General features: G+C 55.1%; 14 protein-coding genes. 3 read left to right on the top strand and 11 right to left on the bottom strand.

Annotated features, from left to right (window positions below):
- Positions 1-138: 138 nt before the first annotated feature.
- The 4 genes from metG to K2F33_RS17845 form a co-directional block, all read right to left on the bottom strand.
- Positions 139-2121 carry a methionine--tRNA ligase gene (gene metG / locus K2F33_RS17860; protein ID WP_076169994.1) on the bottom strand — a complete coding sequence of 661 codons (1983 nt, stop codon included), beginning with the start codon at positions 2119-2121 and terminating at the stop codon, positions 139-141.
- Positions 2122-2568: 447 nt separating this feature from the next.
- Positions 2569-2850, bottom strand: a complete 282-nt coding sequence (yidD, locus tag K2F33_RS17855) for a membrane protein insertion efficiency factor YidD (RefSeq protein ID WP_145131892.1) — start codon at positions 2848-2850, stop codon at positions 2569-2571.
- A 4-nt stretch (positions 2851-2854) separates the two neighbouring features.
- Entirely contained in the window at positions 2855-3322 is a 468-nt protein-coding gene (locus K2F33_RS17850) for a Fur family transcriptional regulator (RefSeq protein ID WP_076169992.1), read from the bottom strand.
- 140 nt (positions 3323-3462) lie between these two features.
- A complete protein-coding gene (locus K2F33_RS17845; RefSeq protein WP_263878176.1) occupies positions 3463-4440 on the bottom strand; it encodes an ABC transporter substrate-binding protein in 978 nt (325 codons plus the stop codon).
- Positions 4441-4740: 300 nt separating this feature from the next.
- Between K2F33_RS17845 and K2F33_RS17840 the strand changes: the two genes are divergently transcribed.
- Both K2F33_RS17840 and K2F33_RS17835 read left to right on the top strand, forming a co-directional pair.
- Positions 4741-5754 (top strand): FecCD family ABC transporter permease, encoded by a 1014-nt coding sequence (locus tag K2F33_RS17840; protein WP_116229627.1) that lies wholly within the window; start codon positions 4741-4743, stop codon positions 5752-5754.
- Entirely contained in the window at positions 5751-6809 is a 1059-nt protein-coding gene (locus K2F33_RS17835; RefSeq protein ID WP_076169989.1) for a FecCD family ABC transporter permease, read from the top strand. The genes K2F33_RS17840 and K2F33_RS17835 overlap by 4 nt, the downstream gene beginning before the upstream one ends.
- Positions 6810-6957: 148 nt before the next feature.
- Here K2F33_RS17835 and K2F33_RS17830 read toward each other — a convergent pair whose 3' ends face one another.
- The 7 genes from K2F33_RS17830 to K2F33_RS17800 form a co-directional block, all read right to left on the bottom strand.
- The gene (locus K2F33_RS17830) at positions 6958-9444 is read right to left on the bottom strand and encodes a copper amine oxidase N-terminal domain-containing protein (protein ID WP_076169988.1); all 2487 of its coding nucleotides are present in this window, start codon (positions 9442-9444) and stop codon (positions 6958-6960) included.
- 287 nt (positions 9445-9731) lie between these two features.
- Positions 9732-11345 carry a beta-N-acetylhexosaminidase gene (nagZ, locus tag K2F33_RS17825; protein ID WP_263878175.1) on the bottom strand — a complete coding sequence of 538 codons (1614 nt, stop codon included), beginning with the start codon at positions 11343-11345 and terminating at the stop codon, positions 9732-9734.
- Between the two features lie 45 nt (positions 11346-11390).
- Positions 11391-12179 (bottom strand): response regulator transcription factor, encoded by a 789-nt coding sequence (locus tag K2F33_RS17820; RefSeq protein ID WP_318670948.1) that lies wholly within the window; start codon positions 12177-12179, stop codon positions 11391-11393.
- Positions 12154-14001, bottom strand: a complete 1848-nt coding sequence (locus K2F33_RS17815; protein WP_263878174.1) for a cache domain-containing sensor histidine kinase — start codon at positions 13999-14001, stop codon at positions 12154-12156. The genes K2F33_RS17820 and K2F33_RS17815 overlap by 26 nt, the downstream gene beginning before the upstream one ends.
- 25 nt (positions 14002-14026) lie before the next feature.
- Positions 14027-14854 (bottom strand): carbohydrate ABC transporter permease, encoded by an 828-nt coding sequence (locus K2F33_RS17810; RefSeq protein ID WP_089548111.1) that lies wholly within the window; start codon positions 14852-14854, stop codon positions 14027-14029.
- Complete coding sequence (locus K2F33_RS17805) at positions 14854-15738, bottom strand: carbohydrate ABC transporter permease (protein ID WP_263878173.1); 885 nt, start codon at positions 15736-15738, stop codon at positions 14854-14856. The genes K2F33_RS17810 and K2F33_RS17805 overlap by 1 nt, the downstream gene beginning before the upstream one ends.
- 126 nt (positions 15739-15864) lie before the next feature.
- Positions 15865-17250 carry an ABC transporter substrate-binding protein gene (locus tag K2F33_RS17800; RefSeq protein WP_179232148.1) on the bottom strand — a complete coding sequence of 462 codons (1386 nt, stop codon included), beginning with the start codon at positions 17248-17250 and terminating at the stop codon, positions 15865-15867.
- Positions 17251-17496: 246 nt separating this feature from the next.
- Between K2F33_RS17800 and K2F33_RS17795 the strand changes: the two genes are divergently transcribed.
- A complete protein-coding gene (locus K2F33_RS17795; protein WP_263878172.1) occupies positions 17497-18213 on the top strand; it encodes a Crp/Fnr family transcriptional regulator in 717 nt (238 codons plus the stop codon).
- Positions 18214-18288: the final 75 nt, after the last annotated feature.

Here is an 18288-nt window from a genome sequence, read left to right as displayed (position 1 = left end):
TTCTTTGGAGCTTGGCGTCTCTCCCAAGAGATCGATATACCTGGACGACAAAAAGACGGAAACCCGCTGCTAACGGGATTCCGTCTTCCTATCGACCATACTTACTTATAGGTGCGCACTATACTATACTTCGTGCTCCTACTTCACGACCGCTCCGTTCGGCATGCTGTCCGGCACCGTCGCCAGCGTCAGCTGATCGCCTTGGGATGCTGCCAGAATCATGCCCTGTGACAGCTCGCCGCGCAGCTTCACCGGCTTCAGGTTGGTGACGCAGATGACCTTGCGTCCGACCAGCTCTTCCGGCGTATAGAACTTCGCGATGCCCGAAACGACCTGCCGCTGCTCGAAGCCGAGATCCAGCTGCAGCTTGAGCAGCTTGTCGGCTTTCTTGACAGGCTCGCAGGCGATAACTTGAGCTACGCGCAGTTCGACCTTGGCAAAATCTTCAATGCCGATTTCTTCCTTCAGCTCAGGCGCTTCCTGCGGCGCAGCCGCTTCGGCAGAGTTGCCGGCTTCCGCTTCCTTCGCGGGAGCTTCGGATCCGGTCATTGCCTGCTTGATGTATGCCACCTCTTCTTCCGCGTCCAGGCGCGGGAAGATCGGGTTGCCCTTCACCAGCTGCGTTCCTTCCGGAATCAAGCCGAACGTCTTGCCGCTGTCCCATTCGGTCAGCTCGCCTTGCTGAATGCCCAGCTGCTCCCAAATCTTCAGCGGAGCCTGGGTCAGGAACGGCTGCAGCAGGATCGAGCCGATCCGCAGGCTTTCGACCAGATGGGTCATGACAGACGCCAGCTCTTCGCGTTTGGACTCATCTTTTGCCAGCGCCCAAGGCTGCGTTTCGTCGATATATTTGTTGCTGCGGCTGATAAACTGGCCGATGGCCGTCAGCGCAACGGAGAACTCCATATTTTCCATCGCTTCTTCAACTTTTCCGTAAACATCCTTGGCCGCTTCCTCGAGCGACGCGTCAAACGGAGTCACGCCGGAGCGGTACCCAGGAACCCGGCCCTCGAAATATTTGTCCACCATCGCCACGGTGCGGTTCAGGAGGTTGCCGAGGTCATTGGCCAGATCGGAGTTGACGCGCTCCACGAAGCTCTCCGGCGTAAACGTGCCGTCCGCGCCGAACGGAACCTCACGCAGCAGGTAATAGCGAAGGGCGTCCAGACCGTAACGGTCGATGAGCGTGACCGGATCGACGACGTTGCCTTTCGATTTGGACATCTTGCCGTCCTTCATCAGCAGCCAGCCGTGTGCAAACACTTTCTTCGGCAGCGGCAGGTCCAGCGCCATCAGGATGATCGGCCAGTAGATCGTATGGAAGCGGACGATTTCCTTGCTCATGAGATGAACGTCAGCCGGCCAGTACTTATCGAACAGGCTCGTATCTTCCGAGCCGTAACCCAGCGCGGTGATATAGTTCAGCAGCGCGTCAATCCAGACGTATACGACGTGCTTCGGATCGCTCTTCACCTTGACGCCCCATTCGTAGGTCGTACGGGACACCGCCAGGTCTTCCAGTCCCGGCTTGATGAAGTTGTTGACCATTTCGTTCTTGCGGGACACCGGCTGAATAAAGTCCGGATGGTCCTCATAGTATTGGAGGAGCCGGTCTACATATTTGCTCATCCGGAAGAAATAGCTCTCTTCCTTCACGCGTTCCACCGGCCGGCCGCAGTCCGGACATTTGCCGTCTACGAGCTGCCGTTCCAGGAAAAACGATTCATCCGGCGTACAGTACCAGCCTTCATACTCGCCCTTGTAAATATCGCCCTGCGCCAGCAAGCGTTCGAACACTTCTTGAACGACCTTCGTATGGCGCGGTTCCGTCGTCCGGATAAAGTCATCGTTGGAGATGTCGAGCTTCTTCCACAGCTCCTTGATCCCCGCCACGATATCGTCGACGAACTGCTGCGGCGTTTTGCCCGCTTCAGCAGCCTTGCGTTCAATCTTCTGACCATGCTCGTCGGTTCCCGTCAAATAGCGCACATCGTAGCCGCGCAGCTTCTTGTAACGAACCATCGCGTCGCCGGCCACGGTCGTGTATGCATGCCCGATATGCAGCTTGTCGCTGGGATAATAGATCGGCGTCGTCAAATAAAATGTTTTCTTGTCAGCCATCGTTCATCTTCCTTTCCAAAATCGGCGTTCCTGTATCTTCTGTGTGAACACAAAATAACCCCACGAAGTGGGGCTTTTGCTGCGATACCCTGTTCAGGTACTATGCGGGGGCCCCGAGGATACAAAAAACTCCCGCCCCTAATGGGACGAGAGATTCCTCACGTGTTACCACCCAAATTCCCTGCGCCCTCGCAGGCGGCAGGCTCCATCAGTACCGGCATGTCTCAGCCGCGCACTGTCCATTATCGCTGGATCACGCCGCTCCCTTACGCATCCTCTAATTCAGGATGCTGCTCGAAAGCGGTTCCTCCCGGACCATCTTCGGAGACTTCGCTTATACCGGCTCTCAGCTGCCCCGGCTCTCTGCAATAAGCTACTGTTCTCGTACTCATCCGTTCCTCGGAAATGTCATATATTCCATAATATACTGAACCCGGATGCCGTGTGTCAAGTCAGGTGTCCCTCGCCTTCGGAAGGATGAGGGGCGCCTGCGCCCCCCTTCTCCTTCCGCGGGGGAACCAGATCCACGCCGCCCGGATGAAATGGATGGCACTTGGCGATCCGTTTCATGGCGAGCCACGATCCTTTGGCGGCCCCGTGCACCTCGATCGCTTCCATTGCGTACGCCGAGCATGTCGGGTAGAAACGGCAGGTCGGCGGTTTTAACGGCGAAATGTATTTGCGGTAAATGACGATGGGGCCTTGGACGATTCTTCGGGATACGCCCATAGCATTAATGCTCCCCGGTGTGCCCGGACAGCGGATTGACACTCAGCCCCGCATCCGCAGGCTGCCGGCAGTCTTTACAATATCCGAATACTTCAAATTTATGCTTCACGACCTGAAATTCGTCGGGCGTATCCGCCATCGACACCGGGCAGAAGCTGATCGGATACGTCTTCTCGCATTGCAGGCAGATCATGTGATGATGGTGGTGGTCTTCGCTGCAGCTGGCTTTGAATTTGACCCCGTCCTCAAACACGATCTGTTCGAGAACGCCAAGCTCCTGCATGACCCGCAGATTGCGGTATACGGTATCGAAACTGAGTCCGCTGTATTTTTTGCCCATAAACTCATAGACATCCTTGGCTGACAAATAACCCGAATGTTCACCAAATAATTTGGCGAGCGTCTTGCGCTGGTCGGTTATGCGCAGTCCCTGCTCGGACATGGCGTCAATAATCTTCTCCGTCGAAAGCATACGCTCATCCTCCCATTCTATGCTTAAAGCCGTAAGCCACTCTTGTTTACAACATTTGTCTACTATTAATAATGCCTCAAATCCGGGCCTCCGTCAATGAAGCAGGGGACCCCTGACGGAGCCCCCTGTGCGCTTAGATTTTATTTAAAATAGGATGCCAGCTGGTCTAGCATCAGATTGGCGGCAAGGACCCCGCCCGCGGTGTTCCAGATGGCGTCGTCCACGCGGTGCGCGTTGCCTTTCTTGACCACCTCAAGGTTTTTCCAAAGTTTGTCTTCGGTCCATTCCTTCTCCATCTTGCTGCCTTCGCCGTCGCCGGTTTCATAGGTAAAGTAGAACAGAATGTCGCCGTTCATGTCCGGAATGCGCTCTTTGCCGACATCGTCGGAGAACCCGGGATTATCCTGCACCGCCGGACGGGCGAGGCCCACTTCCTTCAAAATGATGCCGGAGAACGTGTCGTTATAGTAAATCCGTGCCTTGCCCGGCATAAACCGGACCATCGACACTTTCGTGCTCAATTTGTCGCCGATCTTCGCTTTCACGTCAGCCACATGCTTATCATAGTCGGCCAGTACCTGGTCGCCCTTCTCTTTCTCATCGACCGCGTCGGCCCACAACTTGAAGTTCTCCTTCCACTCACCGCGGAGCGTTTCGGAAAATACGGTTGGAGCGATGGCGGACAGCTGCTCGTAAATTTTCTCCTGGCGCATTTTCGTGCCCAGGATGAGGTCCGGTTCGAGCGCAGCGATCGCTTCCACGTTCGGCTGGCCCTCGTCGCCTACATTTTCTACGCCCTGCATTTGATCCTTAATATGGGGATACCATGGATCGCCGGTCCAAGATTTGACGGCGCCCACCGGTTTGATGCCCATGGACAGCAGCGCCTCGGTTCCTTCATTGGTCAACACGACGATTTTCTTCGGATGTGCCGGTACTTTGACCTGCCCCATAACCGTCTCAATTGTGCGGTCTGCATCGTTCGCAGCTCCCGCTTCCGTACTGCTCTCTCCTGTACTTCCGGAAGCGGTGCTGCCGCTGCCGCTGTCTTTGCCGCATGCGGACAGTACCAGCACAGCAGCCAACAGCATAAGTATAAGGCCGTTCCATTTTCTCATAAGTAAAAGCTCTCCCCTTCTAATCTCCTGATAATGATTCTCAGTATCGTCCTAATCCTAATTCATAGCGCCTGTAATGTCAATAAACTTCCTGTATGGAAGTGCAAAAAACGGATATTGAAATTGAGAATCAGCCTCATTGACAAGCCTATGCGCTCCACTTAAACTTTAATATGTTACATAGAATGAACTAAAGAAATGAATGATATAGGACGTATCAGGCCCTTATAACAGGAAGTTCAATGCACAACTTTAGTTCAATCTATTTATTTACAGCCTGATTGAAAAGAGGGGTATGCCGTGCAGCCGGAATGGTTACATAGATCATCTGCTAAATGGACCGGTTTGATCGCAGGGCTCGTCCTCCTGCTCTTATGTGTTGCTGCGAGCATCCTCTTTGGCGTGCACAGCACCAATTGGAGGGAAGTTGTCGAAGCCTTTACTTCGTTTAATGGAAGCAATGAACACATTATCGTCCGGGACGTCCGCGTGCCGCGCGCGCTGATTGCCGCCTTCGTCGGCGGAAGCCTGGGAATTTGCGGCGTGCTGCTGCAATCCCTGACCAAAAATCCGCTTGCGGATGCAGGGATATTCGGCATTAATGCCGGCGCCTCCCTGCTTGTCGTAGCTTCATTCGTCCTGCTCGGCGTCAGCTCGCTTGCTTCCTTCACCTGGATCGCTTTCCTCGGGGCGGCTGTCAGCTGCCTGTTCGTATTTATTCTCGGCTCCGCCGGGAGGCAAGGCTTAACGCCGCTGAAAATCACGCTCGCCGGGGCGGCCATTACCGCCTTCTGCAGCTCGCTGACCAACGGCATGCTCATCATTAGCGGCCGGGCCATGGAGGAAGTGCTGTTCTGGATGTCCGGTTCCGTTGAAGGCCGGAGCCTGAGCATATTGCTGGGCCTTCTGCCTTACATGCTTGCCGCCTGGATTATCGCCCTTCTTATCGCGTCGTCCGTCAACACGCTCATGCTCGGTGAGGACGTGGCACGCAGCCTGGGGCAGAAAACCGTACTCCTCAAGCTGACTATGGGACTGCTTATCGTCGTGCTGGCAGGCAGCTCGGTCGCCGTCGCCGGACCGATCGGGTTTGTCGGGCTCGTTATCCCGCACATCGCCCGAGCACTTGTCGGACGGGATACCCGCTGGCTGGTCGCCTATAGCGCTCTGCTGGGCGGCATTCTGCTCCTTCTTGCCGATATTGCGTCCCGCTTTATCGCCATGCCCCGGGAGATCCCCATAGGCGTCATGACGGCGATCATCGGAGTGCCGTTCTTCATCCACGCTGCGAGAAAGGGGTTGCTTCGCCAATGAGCCGTTCATCCAGACCGAAAGGCCCCATCAGCGTCCGCATGGGCGGGGATGCGGTTTCCTTTCTCACATCGAAGCGCCAGATTGCCATTCTGTGCATTCTAGCCATTGTCCTTTTACTTGCGGTCATCATCAGCATCGGCTTCGGCACCAAATACGTGAATCCCTGGGAGGTGACCCAGGCGATTTTCGGCCAAGGGAACAAGCTGGACGTTGTGGTCGTGCAGAAGCTCCGGCTTCCCAGGGTCATCGTCGGCGCATTGGTCGGGGCCTGCCTTGCCATGTCCGGGGCGATCACGCAGGGACTGATCCGGAATCCGCTGGCTTCTCCAGACGTCATGGGCGTGACGAGCGGCGCCTCTGTCGCGACGACGGCCATCATTACGCTGATTCCGTCGGCCAGCGTCTTCTGGCTGCCGCCGGCCGCCTTTGTCGGCGCCGCGCTCACCACGCTGCTGATTTATGTGCTCTCGTGGAAAAAGGGCGTCAACCCGCTCATGCTGGTCCTGATCGGCGTCGGCATCGGGGCGGTCGCTTCGGCCATCTCCACGATGCTGCTCGTCACAGGCCCGACGGACGTCGCCCAGAAAGCTTTCAACTGGCTGCTGGGCAGCGTATACGGCAGCTCCTGGAAGCATGTCAACATGATGCTGCCCTGGTTCATCGCGCTGGGCGCGCTCAGCCTGATCTTCGCCCGGCGCATCAACATGCTTCAGCTCGGCGACGACTTGGCCGCCGGGGCCGGCAGCCGGGTGGAGCGCGACCGGACGATCCTGCTCTTCATGGCCGTCGGGCTCGCCGGGGCCGGCATCTCCGTAGGCGGAGCGATCGGCTTTGTCGCCCTCCTCGCCCCCCACATCGCCCGGAAGCTGATCGGATCGTCTTACGGCTCCCTGCTTCCGGCCAGCGCTCTATGCGGGGCCATCATCGTTGTCGTGGCGGATGTCCTCGCCCGCAACCTGTTCACCCCGCTGGATATTCCGGTCGGCGTGTTTACATCAGCTGTCGGTGCGCCGTTCTTCATATTCCTGTTATGGAAGAGCCGCAGCTCTTCCTAGGACTAATACGGCAGCGAATGCATTATAAAAAAGACATAGAAGACCCCCATCTACCGCAGCTGCAGTGGATGGGGGTCTTTTCATTGCCTATAAGAATAAGAAAGAATAATTGCTGTCTTCCATAATCATAATCCGTTACTGCTTTTGTTTACTGCTTCATCTGCGGCATCGGCATCAGGAGCAGGTTAATCGGCAGGTTGCTGCCCGGCGCCGCCGTGTACCAAATTTCTACGCTTTGCTCATAGTTTCCGGTACGGTACAGAACGCTCGTTTCGTTCGGGGCGTTGACATCCTGGGTGTTGTTCGCTGCCTGCACCTGCTGGCCGTTCACCAGAAAAATGCCGTTGTATACGCCGCCGCGAGGATTAAGCGTAATCAGCGTATTCGGAGCGACGTGGTTCAGCTTGATTTTGTACAATACACCAAAGTTGCCTGCATTTGAAGCTTCGGTTCCATAGATCCCGTCCAGTCCCTTCAGGTTCGGATCGATGTTATTGTCGCCGAGAACGATACGTGTCTCGGTGCTGCCAAGCACTTCGTCGGTCGACATGTTCACGACGGAATTCGGATACGTGCCCCGGTTGTGTACGTCGCGGTCAAGGGCCGGAAGGAATGGCAGCGACTGCAGCGGATCCTTCGTGGCGTCGAGCATAATGACGCTGTATTTTACCGGATAGTTGCTGAATGCGTCCGCCAGAACGGAAATGCCTTCACCCGGTTTCATTTTAATGTTGTTGATATTCGTCATAATGACCTTGCTCTCGCCAGGGGCGAGGGTGATATCCTGACGGCCCGAACCGCTCGTCATGGAATCAAAGTAGCGCATCACGGATGCTCTGCCGTGGCCCGTCGCATACGGGCTAGGTCCCCCCATGCCGAAGTTCTGGATGTTGATCGTGCTGCTCATGTCCAGCATCGTGTTGGTGGCGATGACGTAAACCTGCATGTTTTTATTCGTAGCATTGACATGGTGGAGCATAAACCGGGTGCTTCCGAGCGCCGTTTCCTGATACAGGAGGCCTTCGGAATATACCGTCTCCGGACTGTTGCTGCGGATCAGCGTGGCTGGATCGGAAGTTGTCGTAAAGGTCGCCGTTTTCCAGCTAGGCACTGATCCGCCGTTGAACGTAAATTTGTCTCCCACCGGCGTAAAGAGCTTGTTGAACTCGTCTTCGGTGTACAACGTTTCGTTCGTAATGACGACGGTCTTCTGGAACTCGCTTATCGCGCCGTGTTTGTCCGTTACTTTGAGCCGGATTGTCTGCGGTCCAGGCTGGAAGAACGCCTTGCGGTCGTTCAGCCATTCGCGGCTGACGATCGCGTCTTCATCATCCGTACTCTGGTCGGTAATGGTGATCAATTCACCCATTTTGTATTGTTCTTTGTCGGTTGTAAAACTAGCCACCGGCGGCTCGTTCGGCTTGAGCACGTTCACCGTGATGCTGTACGGATCACTCCACTGTCCGCTGGAATCCTGAACATAGTGGGTCACTGTATGCAGTCCGGGTTCTTGGAAAATGTCCTCTTTCCCTTCCCAGCGCTCGTCAATAATTGGCAGTCCGCTTGGAGAGGTCGCTTGGGAAATGTAGTTCACCGTCGTCTCACCTGCAAAAATTTCAGTTGGACCAACGCTGAATGTGGCTACCGGCTTCGTCGACAGGTTCAGAATGACGCGCTTTCCGGGCTGGTCGACCGTGTAAGGAATGCCAAGTGCCTGCGTGATCGACGTGAGCGGAACCATAAACGTATTTTTGTACTGATACGCAGGGCCCTTCATCGGTTTCGCCACTCCGTTGACGCGGTAGCTGCTGCTGTTCGTTTTGAACCGGAGCTCGTTGTTATCTTTAATAATAATCGTTTCTTTCGTCTTGGCGTCGTACGTCAGCTTCAGACCGACGCGCTCCACCATGGCGCGGATCGCCACATAAGATACGCCGTTCTTGACGGCCATCGGCTGGCCGGCCAAGTACAGTTTGCCGTCTTGGTACATTTTGTTGCTGTTCATCATGAGGATCAGCTGGCCGGCCTGACCGGTTGTCGTGCTTCCCGTCGCCGTAATTCCCTGCGGATCGGTGGTTGTTGTGGTGCCGCCTGCCGTACCTTCGGACTGTCCTTCGTTTCCTTGCGTGCCGGTATTTTGGCCGTCCGCCGCTTGGCCACCGTCATTCGTGTTCCCGGTGCTGCCGTCGGTTTGACCGGAAGTGCTTGTTCCGTCTGTCGTGCCGCCGTTCTGCACAGCGCCTTGCCCGGTGTTACTTGTGTTTCCGGTCGTTCCTGCGGTTCCCGAGCCTGTGGAGTCTTGGCCGGAAGTTGTCGTAGTGGTGCTTGTACCGCTTTCCATTCCCGTCGTGCCGTTCGTTCCCCCTGCATTTCCGGTTGTACCTGTCGTGCTGGACGTGCCTGCAGTTCCTGTTGTTCCGTTCGTGCTTGCAGCGCCCGAATTGCTGGAATTGCCAGTATTGGTCGTGCTGCTCGTGATGTTATTGGTGACTGCGCTTGCCGCTGCATTGTCTACACCTTGGACCGTCCCCGCATTTTGCTGGACCTGTACCGCGGTTTCCGCGCCGGCCGGCAAGACCAGAGCGGTTTGTGATGCAGCTAACACTGCAATCATGGTCAATTTCTTGAAATTCATCTCCAGACTCCTTCTGCTCCCATTTTTAAATCACGTTCTGTTCTAACGAGCCTCCTGACCCCATACAAAAAAAAGAGGCTGACGCTAGTTCCCCCCGACATCAGATCCATCAAGCTTATTTTTTTCTGATATCATTGAAAAGACATAGTATTAGACGCTTCATTCCCTGAAAAGTTGCTCTCGATTTTACAGATCTCCAAAAGAAAAAAGGAAGGATATCCCAAATGGGCATCCAACCTTTGGTAAATCTATACCGCATGCCTTTTTCTTGCGGATTATCCCGTTCACTAGGACGCCGTGGTTTGACTGCCAAGGCTAACCGGCAGCGTCCCTCCGGCCTTAGCATGCCCCGTTAGAATGGAAGCCAGCCCTTCCATAAAATAAGGCGTATTTTCGTAGCAGCACAGGTATGCCGGCGAGGCCGGTACCGCTGCCAGATCGTACGGGTTGCGTGTGGAGGCCACCACGAGCCGCTGCGGCTGAAGCGCGATCAGCCCTTCGACGAGCTTGCGCTGACCTGCAGGAAGCTCGCTGCCGGCCGTGTATGTAGCGACGACGACCTGACGATATCCTTTGGCGGCGGCCAGCACCTGTTCAACCTCGTGCAGGTCCGGCTCCGCGCTGATCGTCAGCTCATTTACGTCCTGTATGTATTCCGACAGCGCCTGCCCGAGGGTCTTCGCTTCCGTCCATGGCTCATCCACCTGTGTTTCCGAGCGGAGCTCCGGCCACACGACAAGGACCGGCTCGTCTTCCTGAAGCGGCAGCTGACCATCGTCTTTGACGAGCGTAATGCTGCCCGCTGCCACTTCCCTCAGCAGCCGCTCGGTTTCCGGCTTTTCGTGCCGTTCAAGGAAGGCTGGCGCGCTTTCCTGGGTACCCGAAGGCTGCAGCCGCTTCTCCTTCAGTTTCAGAACCCGGCTCACCGCAGCGTCAATAACGCTCTCCGGAATTCTTCCGCTGCGCACAGCCGCCGTGACCGCTTCAACCGCTTCGATTTGATCCTGAAGCGTATGGCTGACCAAGACGATGTCCGCTCCTGCTTCCACGGCAAGCACCGCGCCTTCGCCCACGCCAAAATGCTTGGCAATCGCGTGCATTTCCAGGCAGTCGGTCACGATGACGCCCTCGTAACCGAGCTGGTCGCGGAGCAAGCCGGTGAGCACCGCTTTGGACAGCGTCGCCGGAACCGCCTCCTTCTCGATGGCCGGGAAGACGACATGTGCCGTCATAATGACGTCCACCCCGTCCCGAATCGCCCGGACGAACGGCTTCAGCTCCACCTCGCGCAGCCGCTCCATGCCGTGCTCTACCGATGCCAGCCCCAGATGGCTGTCGACGCTGGTATCGCCATGCCCCGGAAAATGCTTCGCTGCCGCCGATACGCCGTGCTCCTGGTACGCCCGAATGGCCGCCGAGCCGTGCTCAGCCACCTGCTCCGGATCTTCGCCGAACGATCGGACGCCGATAACCGGATTCCGCGGGTTGTTGTTCACGTCAAGCACAGGCGCGAAGTTCATGTTGATCCCAAGCGCATGCAGCTCCTGGGCACTTATAGCGGACACCCGGTAGGTAAAATCCGGGTTTCCCGTCGCCCCAAGTGACATGTTTCCCGGAATGCGGCTCACCCTGCGATGGTCGATGCGGGCCACCATGCCGCCTTCCTGGTCGATGGCGATCCACAGCGGCAGGTTCCCCTGCTTCGCAGCCAGCTCCTGCAGGGAGGAAGACATCGCGGCCACCTGTTCCGGCTCGCCGATGTTCCGGCGGAAATAGATGACGCCGCCTACATGGTACTCTTCGATCAGACGGCGGATTTGCTCATCCGGCTCCTGCGCGTGGAACCCGCAGATGAACATTTGCCCGATTTTTTGCTCAAGCGTTAGATCCGATACTAACATGACATGCCCACTCCCTATTCATATATTGCTCCGCCGATCCGTCCGCTACCCCGCCGTTCTTCCCTTCGTCTGGTCACGGAATTCGGACGGTGTCAGCCCGGTATGACGCTGGAACACTTTGGTAAAGTACCTCCGCTCCTGGTAGCCGATGCTGCTGCCGATTTGCGTGATGCTTTTGTCGCTGTGGGTAAGCAGATATTTAGCGGTTTCGATCCGTTTCCCTGTCAAATATTCGACAAAGGTGACGCCGAGATGATTTTTGAACAGCAGGCAAAAATAGCTGCAGCTGATGCCCAGGTGTCCCGCCAGCTCCTCGATGCCCAGATCGCTGCCCAGCCGCTCGCCGATATAAAGAATCGCTTCCGACATCAGCTGCTGCGGGGTCTTTCTTGCCCCGCTGTCGCTGCTGTCCTCCTCTATCCGGGCAACGGTCACCTGGAACGGATCGCTCCGCCGTTTCCGGAGAATATCCTCACGGGCGGAGCGAATCGTATTCTCCAGCTCCTTGTAATGGATCGGCTTGCAAATGTACTCCCTGACATTATACTTGATCGCCTGCCGGGCATACTCAAATTCCTGATATCCCGTTAGAAGAATGATTTCAGCGGCGGATCCGCCTTTGCGCAGCTCGCCGATCAATGTCAGTCCGTCCATCACCGGCATGCGAATGTCGCACAGCACGATATCGGGGGTATGGAGACCGCAAATGTCCAGCGCCTCCTGTCCGCTCCGGGCGGTATAGACCTGCATCTGCATGTCGTTCCACGGAATAACGCTTTTCAGATTGTTCAGGATCGGGGCTTCATCATCAACCAGCAGCACGTTCAGAATCATCCATGTCCCTCCACTCGTTGTCTGGTATGATACATTGGATTATCGTTCCGGTGGTCCCGGACGAACAAATGAACAACCCGTATACATCGCCGTAGTGAATCCGGATGCGGTCGGCAACGCTGCGTACGCCGAGTCCCCTCCGCTCGTGGTTCACCTGCATATCCTTCGCTTCCGGCGGTTCCCCGCCATCGCTCTTCATGTATTCAAAAGCCGCCAGCTGCCGCGGACTGATGCCGATGCCGTTGTCCTGTACCTGCAGTACGAGCCGGCCGCGCTCTTTCCAGCAGGACACATAAATCATGCCCTTATAGCCGATCCCTTCAAAGCCGTGCTGGATGCAGTTCTCGACGAGCGGCTGCAGGGTCAGCTTCAGCACGCTGCGGCTCCGCAGCTCCGGCGGAACATCGATCTCATATTCAAACAAATCCTGAAACCTGAATTTCTGGATTTCCAAATAGCTCTGCAAATGCTCGATTTCCTGGCCAAGCGTAATCTCCTCATTGTCCTGGATGCTGATCCGCAAAATGTTGCCAAGCCGGTGCACCATTTCGCTGACCTTCTCCCCTTCGTTCTGAACCGCAAGGACGTTGATCGACTCGAGCGTATTGAACAGAAAATGCGGCTTGATCTGGGCCTGGAGCACCCGCAGCTCCGCCTTCGCCTTCTGCTTCTGCTCCTTTTGGATCTGTTGGAACAGGCCGTTGACCCGTTCAACCAGATCGTTAAAGCCCTTCGCCAGAATATGCAGCTCGTCTTTGCCCCGGTGATGCACCTGGACATTGAAGTCCCCGCCTTCCACTTTACGCATGAAGCGGACGATGACCGCGATCGAGCCGGTAATCCGGTTCATGAAGACCATGTTGAAGGTCACCGCCGCCAAAAGGCAGACGAGCGTAATGCCGATAAACCATTTGGCAAAGACCAGCGTTTCCTGTGACAGGGAGCTCCACGAAGTGACGGAAACGAGACTCCAATTGTATTCTTTCATATGATAAATCGAAACGATGCTTTTTTCCCCGTTAAACGCCGTCTTGAAGCTCTGAAAATCACCGCCGAACTTGACGTCCCTCTTCATCACGGACTGGATTGGCTGGCCGTCCAGCATTTTATTCGGATCATACAGAATAAGTCCTTTATCGTTCACGAGCATAAAATCGGTTGACTGCATATCGCGGTTTAAAGACAGGTTGCGGAAGATCAGCTCGATATCCCAGTTTTTGATTTGGGTCACCAAAATCCCGATATTTTTAAAATAGCTCAGCTCCTTGATGAGCCGAATTTGTGTAAACACCGGGTCGGATCCGGTGATTTCCGGGTATTCATGCGGTCCGAGCCATTTGGGGACCCCGTTCAGGGCCATAACTTCTTGATATAACGGATGGGCTTTAAACTCTTCGAATGACAGCGTATTAAAGTCTTCCTTGGTGAAAATGGAGACCGTGCTCGACGGTCCGCTGCCCTGCAGGTTGTACAGATAGGCATAACTGATGGCAGGATGGTTGTACAGCAGGCTCCGGAAGTTGCGCTGGCTGTTGTTCAGGTTCAGCTGCTCGGCATCGTTCAAATCCTGTTTGGTCGGGTCCTTGGCGATGAGCGCCATATGAAACACCGAGGTCGCGATGCCGTTATCCGTCACGTTGTCCATCTGCTTCAGCACGCTGTTGATGCTGTAGCTGATCGCTTTAAGGGAATATTCCGTCTGCCGGCTGTATTTGGTCTCAATCGAATGAGAGGTCACCATAAAGGTGACGACGCCCAGCACGCACAGCGGAACGATGATCAGTGTAACAAATGCCGTAAACAATTTTACCCGCAAATTCATTGGCATTCATCCGTTTCTTCGCATGTTATCCCTTAACACTGCCTGCTGTAACGCCTTCAATGATTTTCTCCTGAAGGATCGCGTAAATCACGATGACCGGTACGACGCTGTAGACGATGCCGGCTGACATCTGCGCGTAATTCATCTGGTATTGATCCCGGAACTGCACCATCCCGACCGGAAGGGTCCGCAGCGAATCATTGGAGAGGAAGTAGTTGGCTAGCAAAAATTCGTTCCAGTTGCCGAGGAAGTTCACGATAAACACCGTAACCATGGCCGGAACCGTCAGGGGTACGACAATTCTAGCAAATATACCCTGGGCTTTCAACCCGTCCATGACGGCTGCTTCCTCGATTTCGCCGGGCAGGGACCGCATGAACGCCGCCAGAATGATGACCGAGAACGGGAGCGCATTGGCGATGTAAGGAATGATGAGCGCCAGATGCGTATCCAGGATCCCAAGCTTGCGTACGAGCAGATAAATCGGGAGCATGAGCGCGTTGTTCGGGATGAGCATGCCGACCAGGATCAGGCCGGACAGCAGCGCGCTGATTTTGAAATGCCGCATGCGGGTTATCGCAAACGCAAACATCGCGGCGATCAGGATCGATACGACGGCCGACAGAATCGAGATATACAGACTGTTGAAAAAATAGGTGCTGATCTTGGCGTTGACCCATGCCTCCACGTAATTACCTAGCGCAAACTGCTTTGGTATGCCGAACGGGTTCAGGGCGATCGCATTGTTATCCTTTTTGACCGAAGAGAAAAGCACGAACAGGAACGGGAAAAGAATAACCAATAAGTAGGCCATCAAGACGATGTGGGGCAGCAGTTTTTTGAGCCTGGTCATCAGTATTCAATCCTTTCGCTGCGCCTTGCAATCAACAGTTGGTACAGGGCGGTCAGTATTAATGTAAAGACGAAGATGAGAACGGAAATGCTGTTGCCGTACCCGTATTTGAAGTTGGTAATGGCATATTTGATCATGTAGGTGGCCATCACGTCAGTCGAACCCGCCGGTCCGCCCTTCGTCATGACGATGACGATGTCCGCGGCTTTCATCGCGCCGGCGATGGACAGCATAATGACGACGGAGATGATCGGCTTAATGAGCGGCAGCGTAATGGAGAACGCCCGCTGTACAGCCGTTGCCCCGTCGATGGCGGCGGCTTCGTCCAGCTCGCGGGGAATGGAAATAATGGCGGCGAGCACCATGACGATATAAAAGCCGGTCCACTGCCAGGCATTGGTAATCAGGATGGACAGCATCGCGTATTTTTCGTCGGACAGCCAATACAGCGGTTCGAAACCGAACACTTTCAAAATATTGTTCAGCAGCCCGATGTTCGGCTCATAAATAAATCCCCAGAGGATGCCGATCACGGCTGTGGACATAATCGAAGGCAAAAATACCGCCGTCTTGTACAGCCCCTTCAGTTTTTTGACATGGGCGATCAGGAGCGAAAAAAAGACGATCAGCGGCACTTGGATTCCGCAGGAAAACAAAATGAAATAGCCGTTGTTTCGGACCGCGGTCCAAAACCGCTTCTCCGTCAGCGCCTTCACGAAGTTGTCGAAGCCGATGAATTTCGGATCGCTGGATACGCCGTTCCAGCTCGTCAGGCTGTAACGGATCGAGCTTACAATCGGATACAGAAAAAACATGGCAAACAAAATCAAGCAGGGAAGAATAAACAGGACGTAGAGCGCAGGATTCTTCAATGCTTTGTTCATGGAGTTCCTCCCAACGCGGGCGCTTGGTCGTCCGCCCGAAAAAATGTCATGCTCCCTCAGACTTGAGGGGGTTGAGTAAAAAACAGGTGCCCCGGTTTGACCCGAGGCACACCGCATCAGCTGCCGTTATTCTTCCAGTGAATTCGCTTCCTCTTGTGCCTTCTGGAGCGCTTCGCCCATCTTCTCAGGTGTCGTCTGGTTGCCGATCAGCTTTTGAATCTGAATGTTGCTGATTTCCGTCGTCACGTCAGCCTGTACGAGCGAGTCGAATGCCGGGAAGGAGGATTGGGCCGAGTTCAGCACGTCGACGATTTGCTTCATCAGATCGTCGGTAATGCTCGACTCCAGCACAGATGCGTCCAGCTTCATGGCCGGCAGGACCCCGTCTTCCACCAAGCCGCGGATCTGCATTTCCTCATTAAACAGGTTCTTGATAAACGCTTTCACCGCTTCCAGCTTGCGCGGATCCTTGGCGACCGCGGACGAGAAGCCGTAGCCGTTGTTGACGTCGCGCATCAGCGCCGTCTGATCGCCTACACCGCCGTCCACCGGCGGAAGGTTGAAGAAGCCGACTTTACCGATCATGCCTTCGCCGGATTCCCCTTGCTTGAACACCGAAGACTTCCAGGTTCCGTCATACATCAGAATGGCTTCCCCGCTCGTAAATTGGGTCGTGTACTCGGCGTATTCAAAGCCCAGCTCGCCCTTTTTGAAATAGCCCTTGTCGACCCATTCCTTATGCTTCGCAAACGCCTTGACCATGTTCGGATCGTTCCATTTGGCTTCGCCGGTAGCGAATTTATTCGTAATGTCCGGTCCCGCGTAGCGCGACCACAGATGGTTGGTCAGCATCAGCGGCACCCAGCCTGCCTTGGAAGCTGCCGCCATAGGCACCTTGCCGTCGGCCTTGATCGCGGCCAGCTGCTCTTCCAGCTCGGCGAACGTTTTAGGCGGCGCCCAGCCCTTTTTATCGTAATACTCCTTGTTGTAGAAGAAGCCTTCGCCAGATCCGCCGATCGGCAGTCCGTAGACCTTACCTTCGTAAGTGAACGGCTCGAGCGAGCTGAACTTATCCTTGATCCCCAGCTCCTCAATGATCGGCGTCAAATCAAGCAGCTTGCCCTCCTTGGCGTACACTTTGGAATCGGGGCTGCCGAACAGGTCGAAAATATCCGGCGGATTGCCTGCCGCCATTTCGCCGCGCAGCTTCTCTTTCCGGTTGACGTCGGATTCCACGCCATCCAGCTTGAACGTTAACCCTTCGATTTCGCCCTCCGTCTTTTTCACGACGTCCTGCAAAATAGCAAAACGCTTCTCTTTGTCCTGGCCAACCTGCGTATGTCTCAGTGTCAGCTCGAACGGTTCGGCCTTTTGCGCTTCCTCCGTCTTCGGCTCCGTTCCCGATGAACCCCCGCCCGTCTCTCCGGCCGATTTGTTATCGCTTCCACAACCGGATAACGCGAGCGACGCCGCAAAACATAACGAGATCAGCAGCATCAAACTTCTTTTCATCTTCATCTGGTTAGCCCCCCTTAGCAATCTGGTTTACATGCTTAATTATAAGAAGCGGCCGCCAGATCCGTAAGGAGAATATTCCGCTAATGCAGGGGGAAAATCCTCTACACCAAGTGAAAATAATCACATTGTTAGAAATTTGACACTTTTCACCCGCCCGGCGCGCACTAAGCCGCTCGTATTCCCGCTATAATATGGATAAAGGCAATCACATTACAGCAAGTCAAAAAGGGGAAATGAACGATGAGCACACTGCCTGCACTCGAGGACACGGTCCGGAATACATGCTGCTTCTCGGACGCCAACTTCACACGGATGCTTTCCATGATGACGGAAATCAAGATGCCTGCGGGTTCCCACCTGTTCTGGGAAGGGGATCCTGCCGACAGATTTTACTATATCTACAGCGGATGCGTTAAATTAAGCAAAACTTCGGTCGAAGGGAAAGAGCTTATCGTCTATATGTATACAAGCGGCGATATCGTCGGCCAGGCCGACCCGATCGGCAGCCGCACGCACAGCTATACCGCCGAGGTGCTTGAGGACAGCGTCGTCGGCGTGATCGACCAGCAGGATATGGAATTCCTCATTTGCCAGGACGGCGCTTTTGCGATGGACTTTATGAAATGGATGGGCAATCATCATCGCCTCACGCAGACCAAGTTCCGGGATCTCATGATGTACGGCAAGCCCGGCGCGCTCTGTTCGACACTGATCCGGCTCGGCAATACGTACGGAGAACATACCGGAGGACGTATCATCATCCATAAAAAGCTTACCAACACGGATCTTTCGAACCTGATCGGAGCTACGCGCGAAAGCGTCAACCGGATGCTGGGCGACCTCCGCAAATGCGGTGCGGTGGACATTGTGGACGGCCTGATTGTCATTAACGACATTTCTCATCTGCAGGGCATCTGTCACTGTGAGCATTGTCCGAAGGAAATATGCCGGATTTAAGAAAAATCATCACTTCCCTCTGCGTGCAGCGCAGGGGGTTTTTCATGCGCTACAAGGAGGCTGTATCGCTTCGAT

Source organism: Paenibacillus sp. PSB04, from assembly GCF_025809195.1.
Taxonomy (GTDB): domain Bacteria; phylum Bacillota; class Bacilli; order Paenibacillales; family Paenibacillaceae; genus Paenibacillus_AQ; species Paenibacillus_AQ favisporus.
The sequence above is the reverse complement of the archived record's forward strand: the minus strand, read 5'-3'. Positions and strand labels throughout refer to the sequence as shown.

Coding starts and splice junctions, on each gene's coding strand:
- K2F33_RS17815 (WP_263878174.1), bottom strand. CDS start 14,001: ATGAATTTGCGGGTAAAATTGTTTACGGCATTTGTTACACTGATCATC.
- metG (WP_076169994.1), bottom strand. CDS start 2,121: ATGGCTGACAAGAAAACATTTTATTTGACGACGCCGATCTATTATCCC.
- K2F33_RS17850 (WP_076169992.1), bottom strand. CDS start 3,322: ATGCTTTCGACGGAGAAGATTATTGACGCCATGTCCGAGCAGGGACTG.
- K2F33_RS17810 (WP_089548111.1), bottom strand. CDS start 14,854: ATGACCAGGCTCAAAAAACTGCTGCCCCACATCGTCTTGATGGCCTAC.
- K2F33_RS17820 (WP_318670948.1), bottom strand. CDS start 12,179: ATGATTCTGAACGTGCTGCTGGTTGATGATGAAGCCCCGATCCTGAAC.
- K2F33_RS17800 (WP_179232148.1), bottom strand. CDS start 17,250: ATGAAAAGAAGTTTGATGCTGCTGATCTCGTTATGTTTTGCGGCGTCG.
- K2F33_RS17845 (WP_263878176.1), bottom strand. CDS start 4,440: ATGAGAAAATGGAACGGCCTTATACTTATGCTGTTGGCTGCTGTGCTG.
- yidD (WP_145131892.1), bottom strand. CDS start 2,850: ATGGGCGTATCCCGAAGAATCGTCCAAGGCCCCATCGTCATTTACCGC.
- nagZ (WP_263878175.1), bottom strand. CDS start 11,345: ATGTTAGTATCGGATCTAACGCTTGAGCAAAAAATCGGGCAAATGTTC.
- K2F33_RS17805 (WP_263878173.1), bottom strand. CDS start 15,738: ATGAACAAAGCATTGAAGAATCCTGCGCTCTACGTCCTGTTTATTCTT.
- K2F33_RS17795 (WP_263878172.1), top strand. CDS start 17,497: ATGAGCACACTGCCTGCACTCGAGGACACGGTCCGGAATACATGCTGC.
- K2F33_RS17835 (WP_076169989.1), top strand. CDS start 5,751: ATGAGCCGTTCATCCAGACCGAAAGGCCCCATCAGCGTCCGCATGGGC.
- K2F33_RS17830 (WP_076169988.1), bottom strand. CDS start 9,444: ATGAATTTCAAGAAATTGACCATGATTGCAGTGTTAGCTGCATCACAA.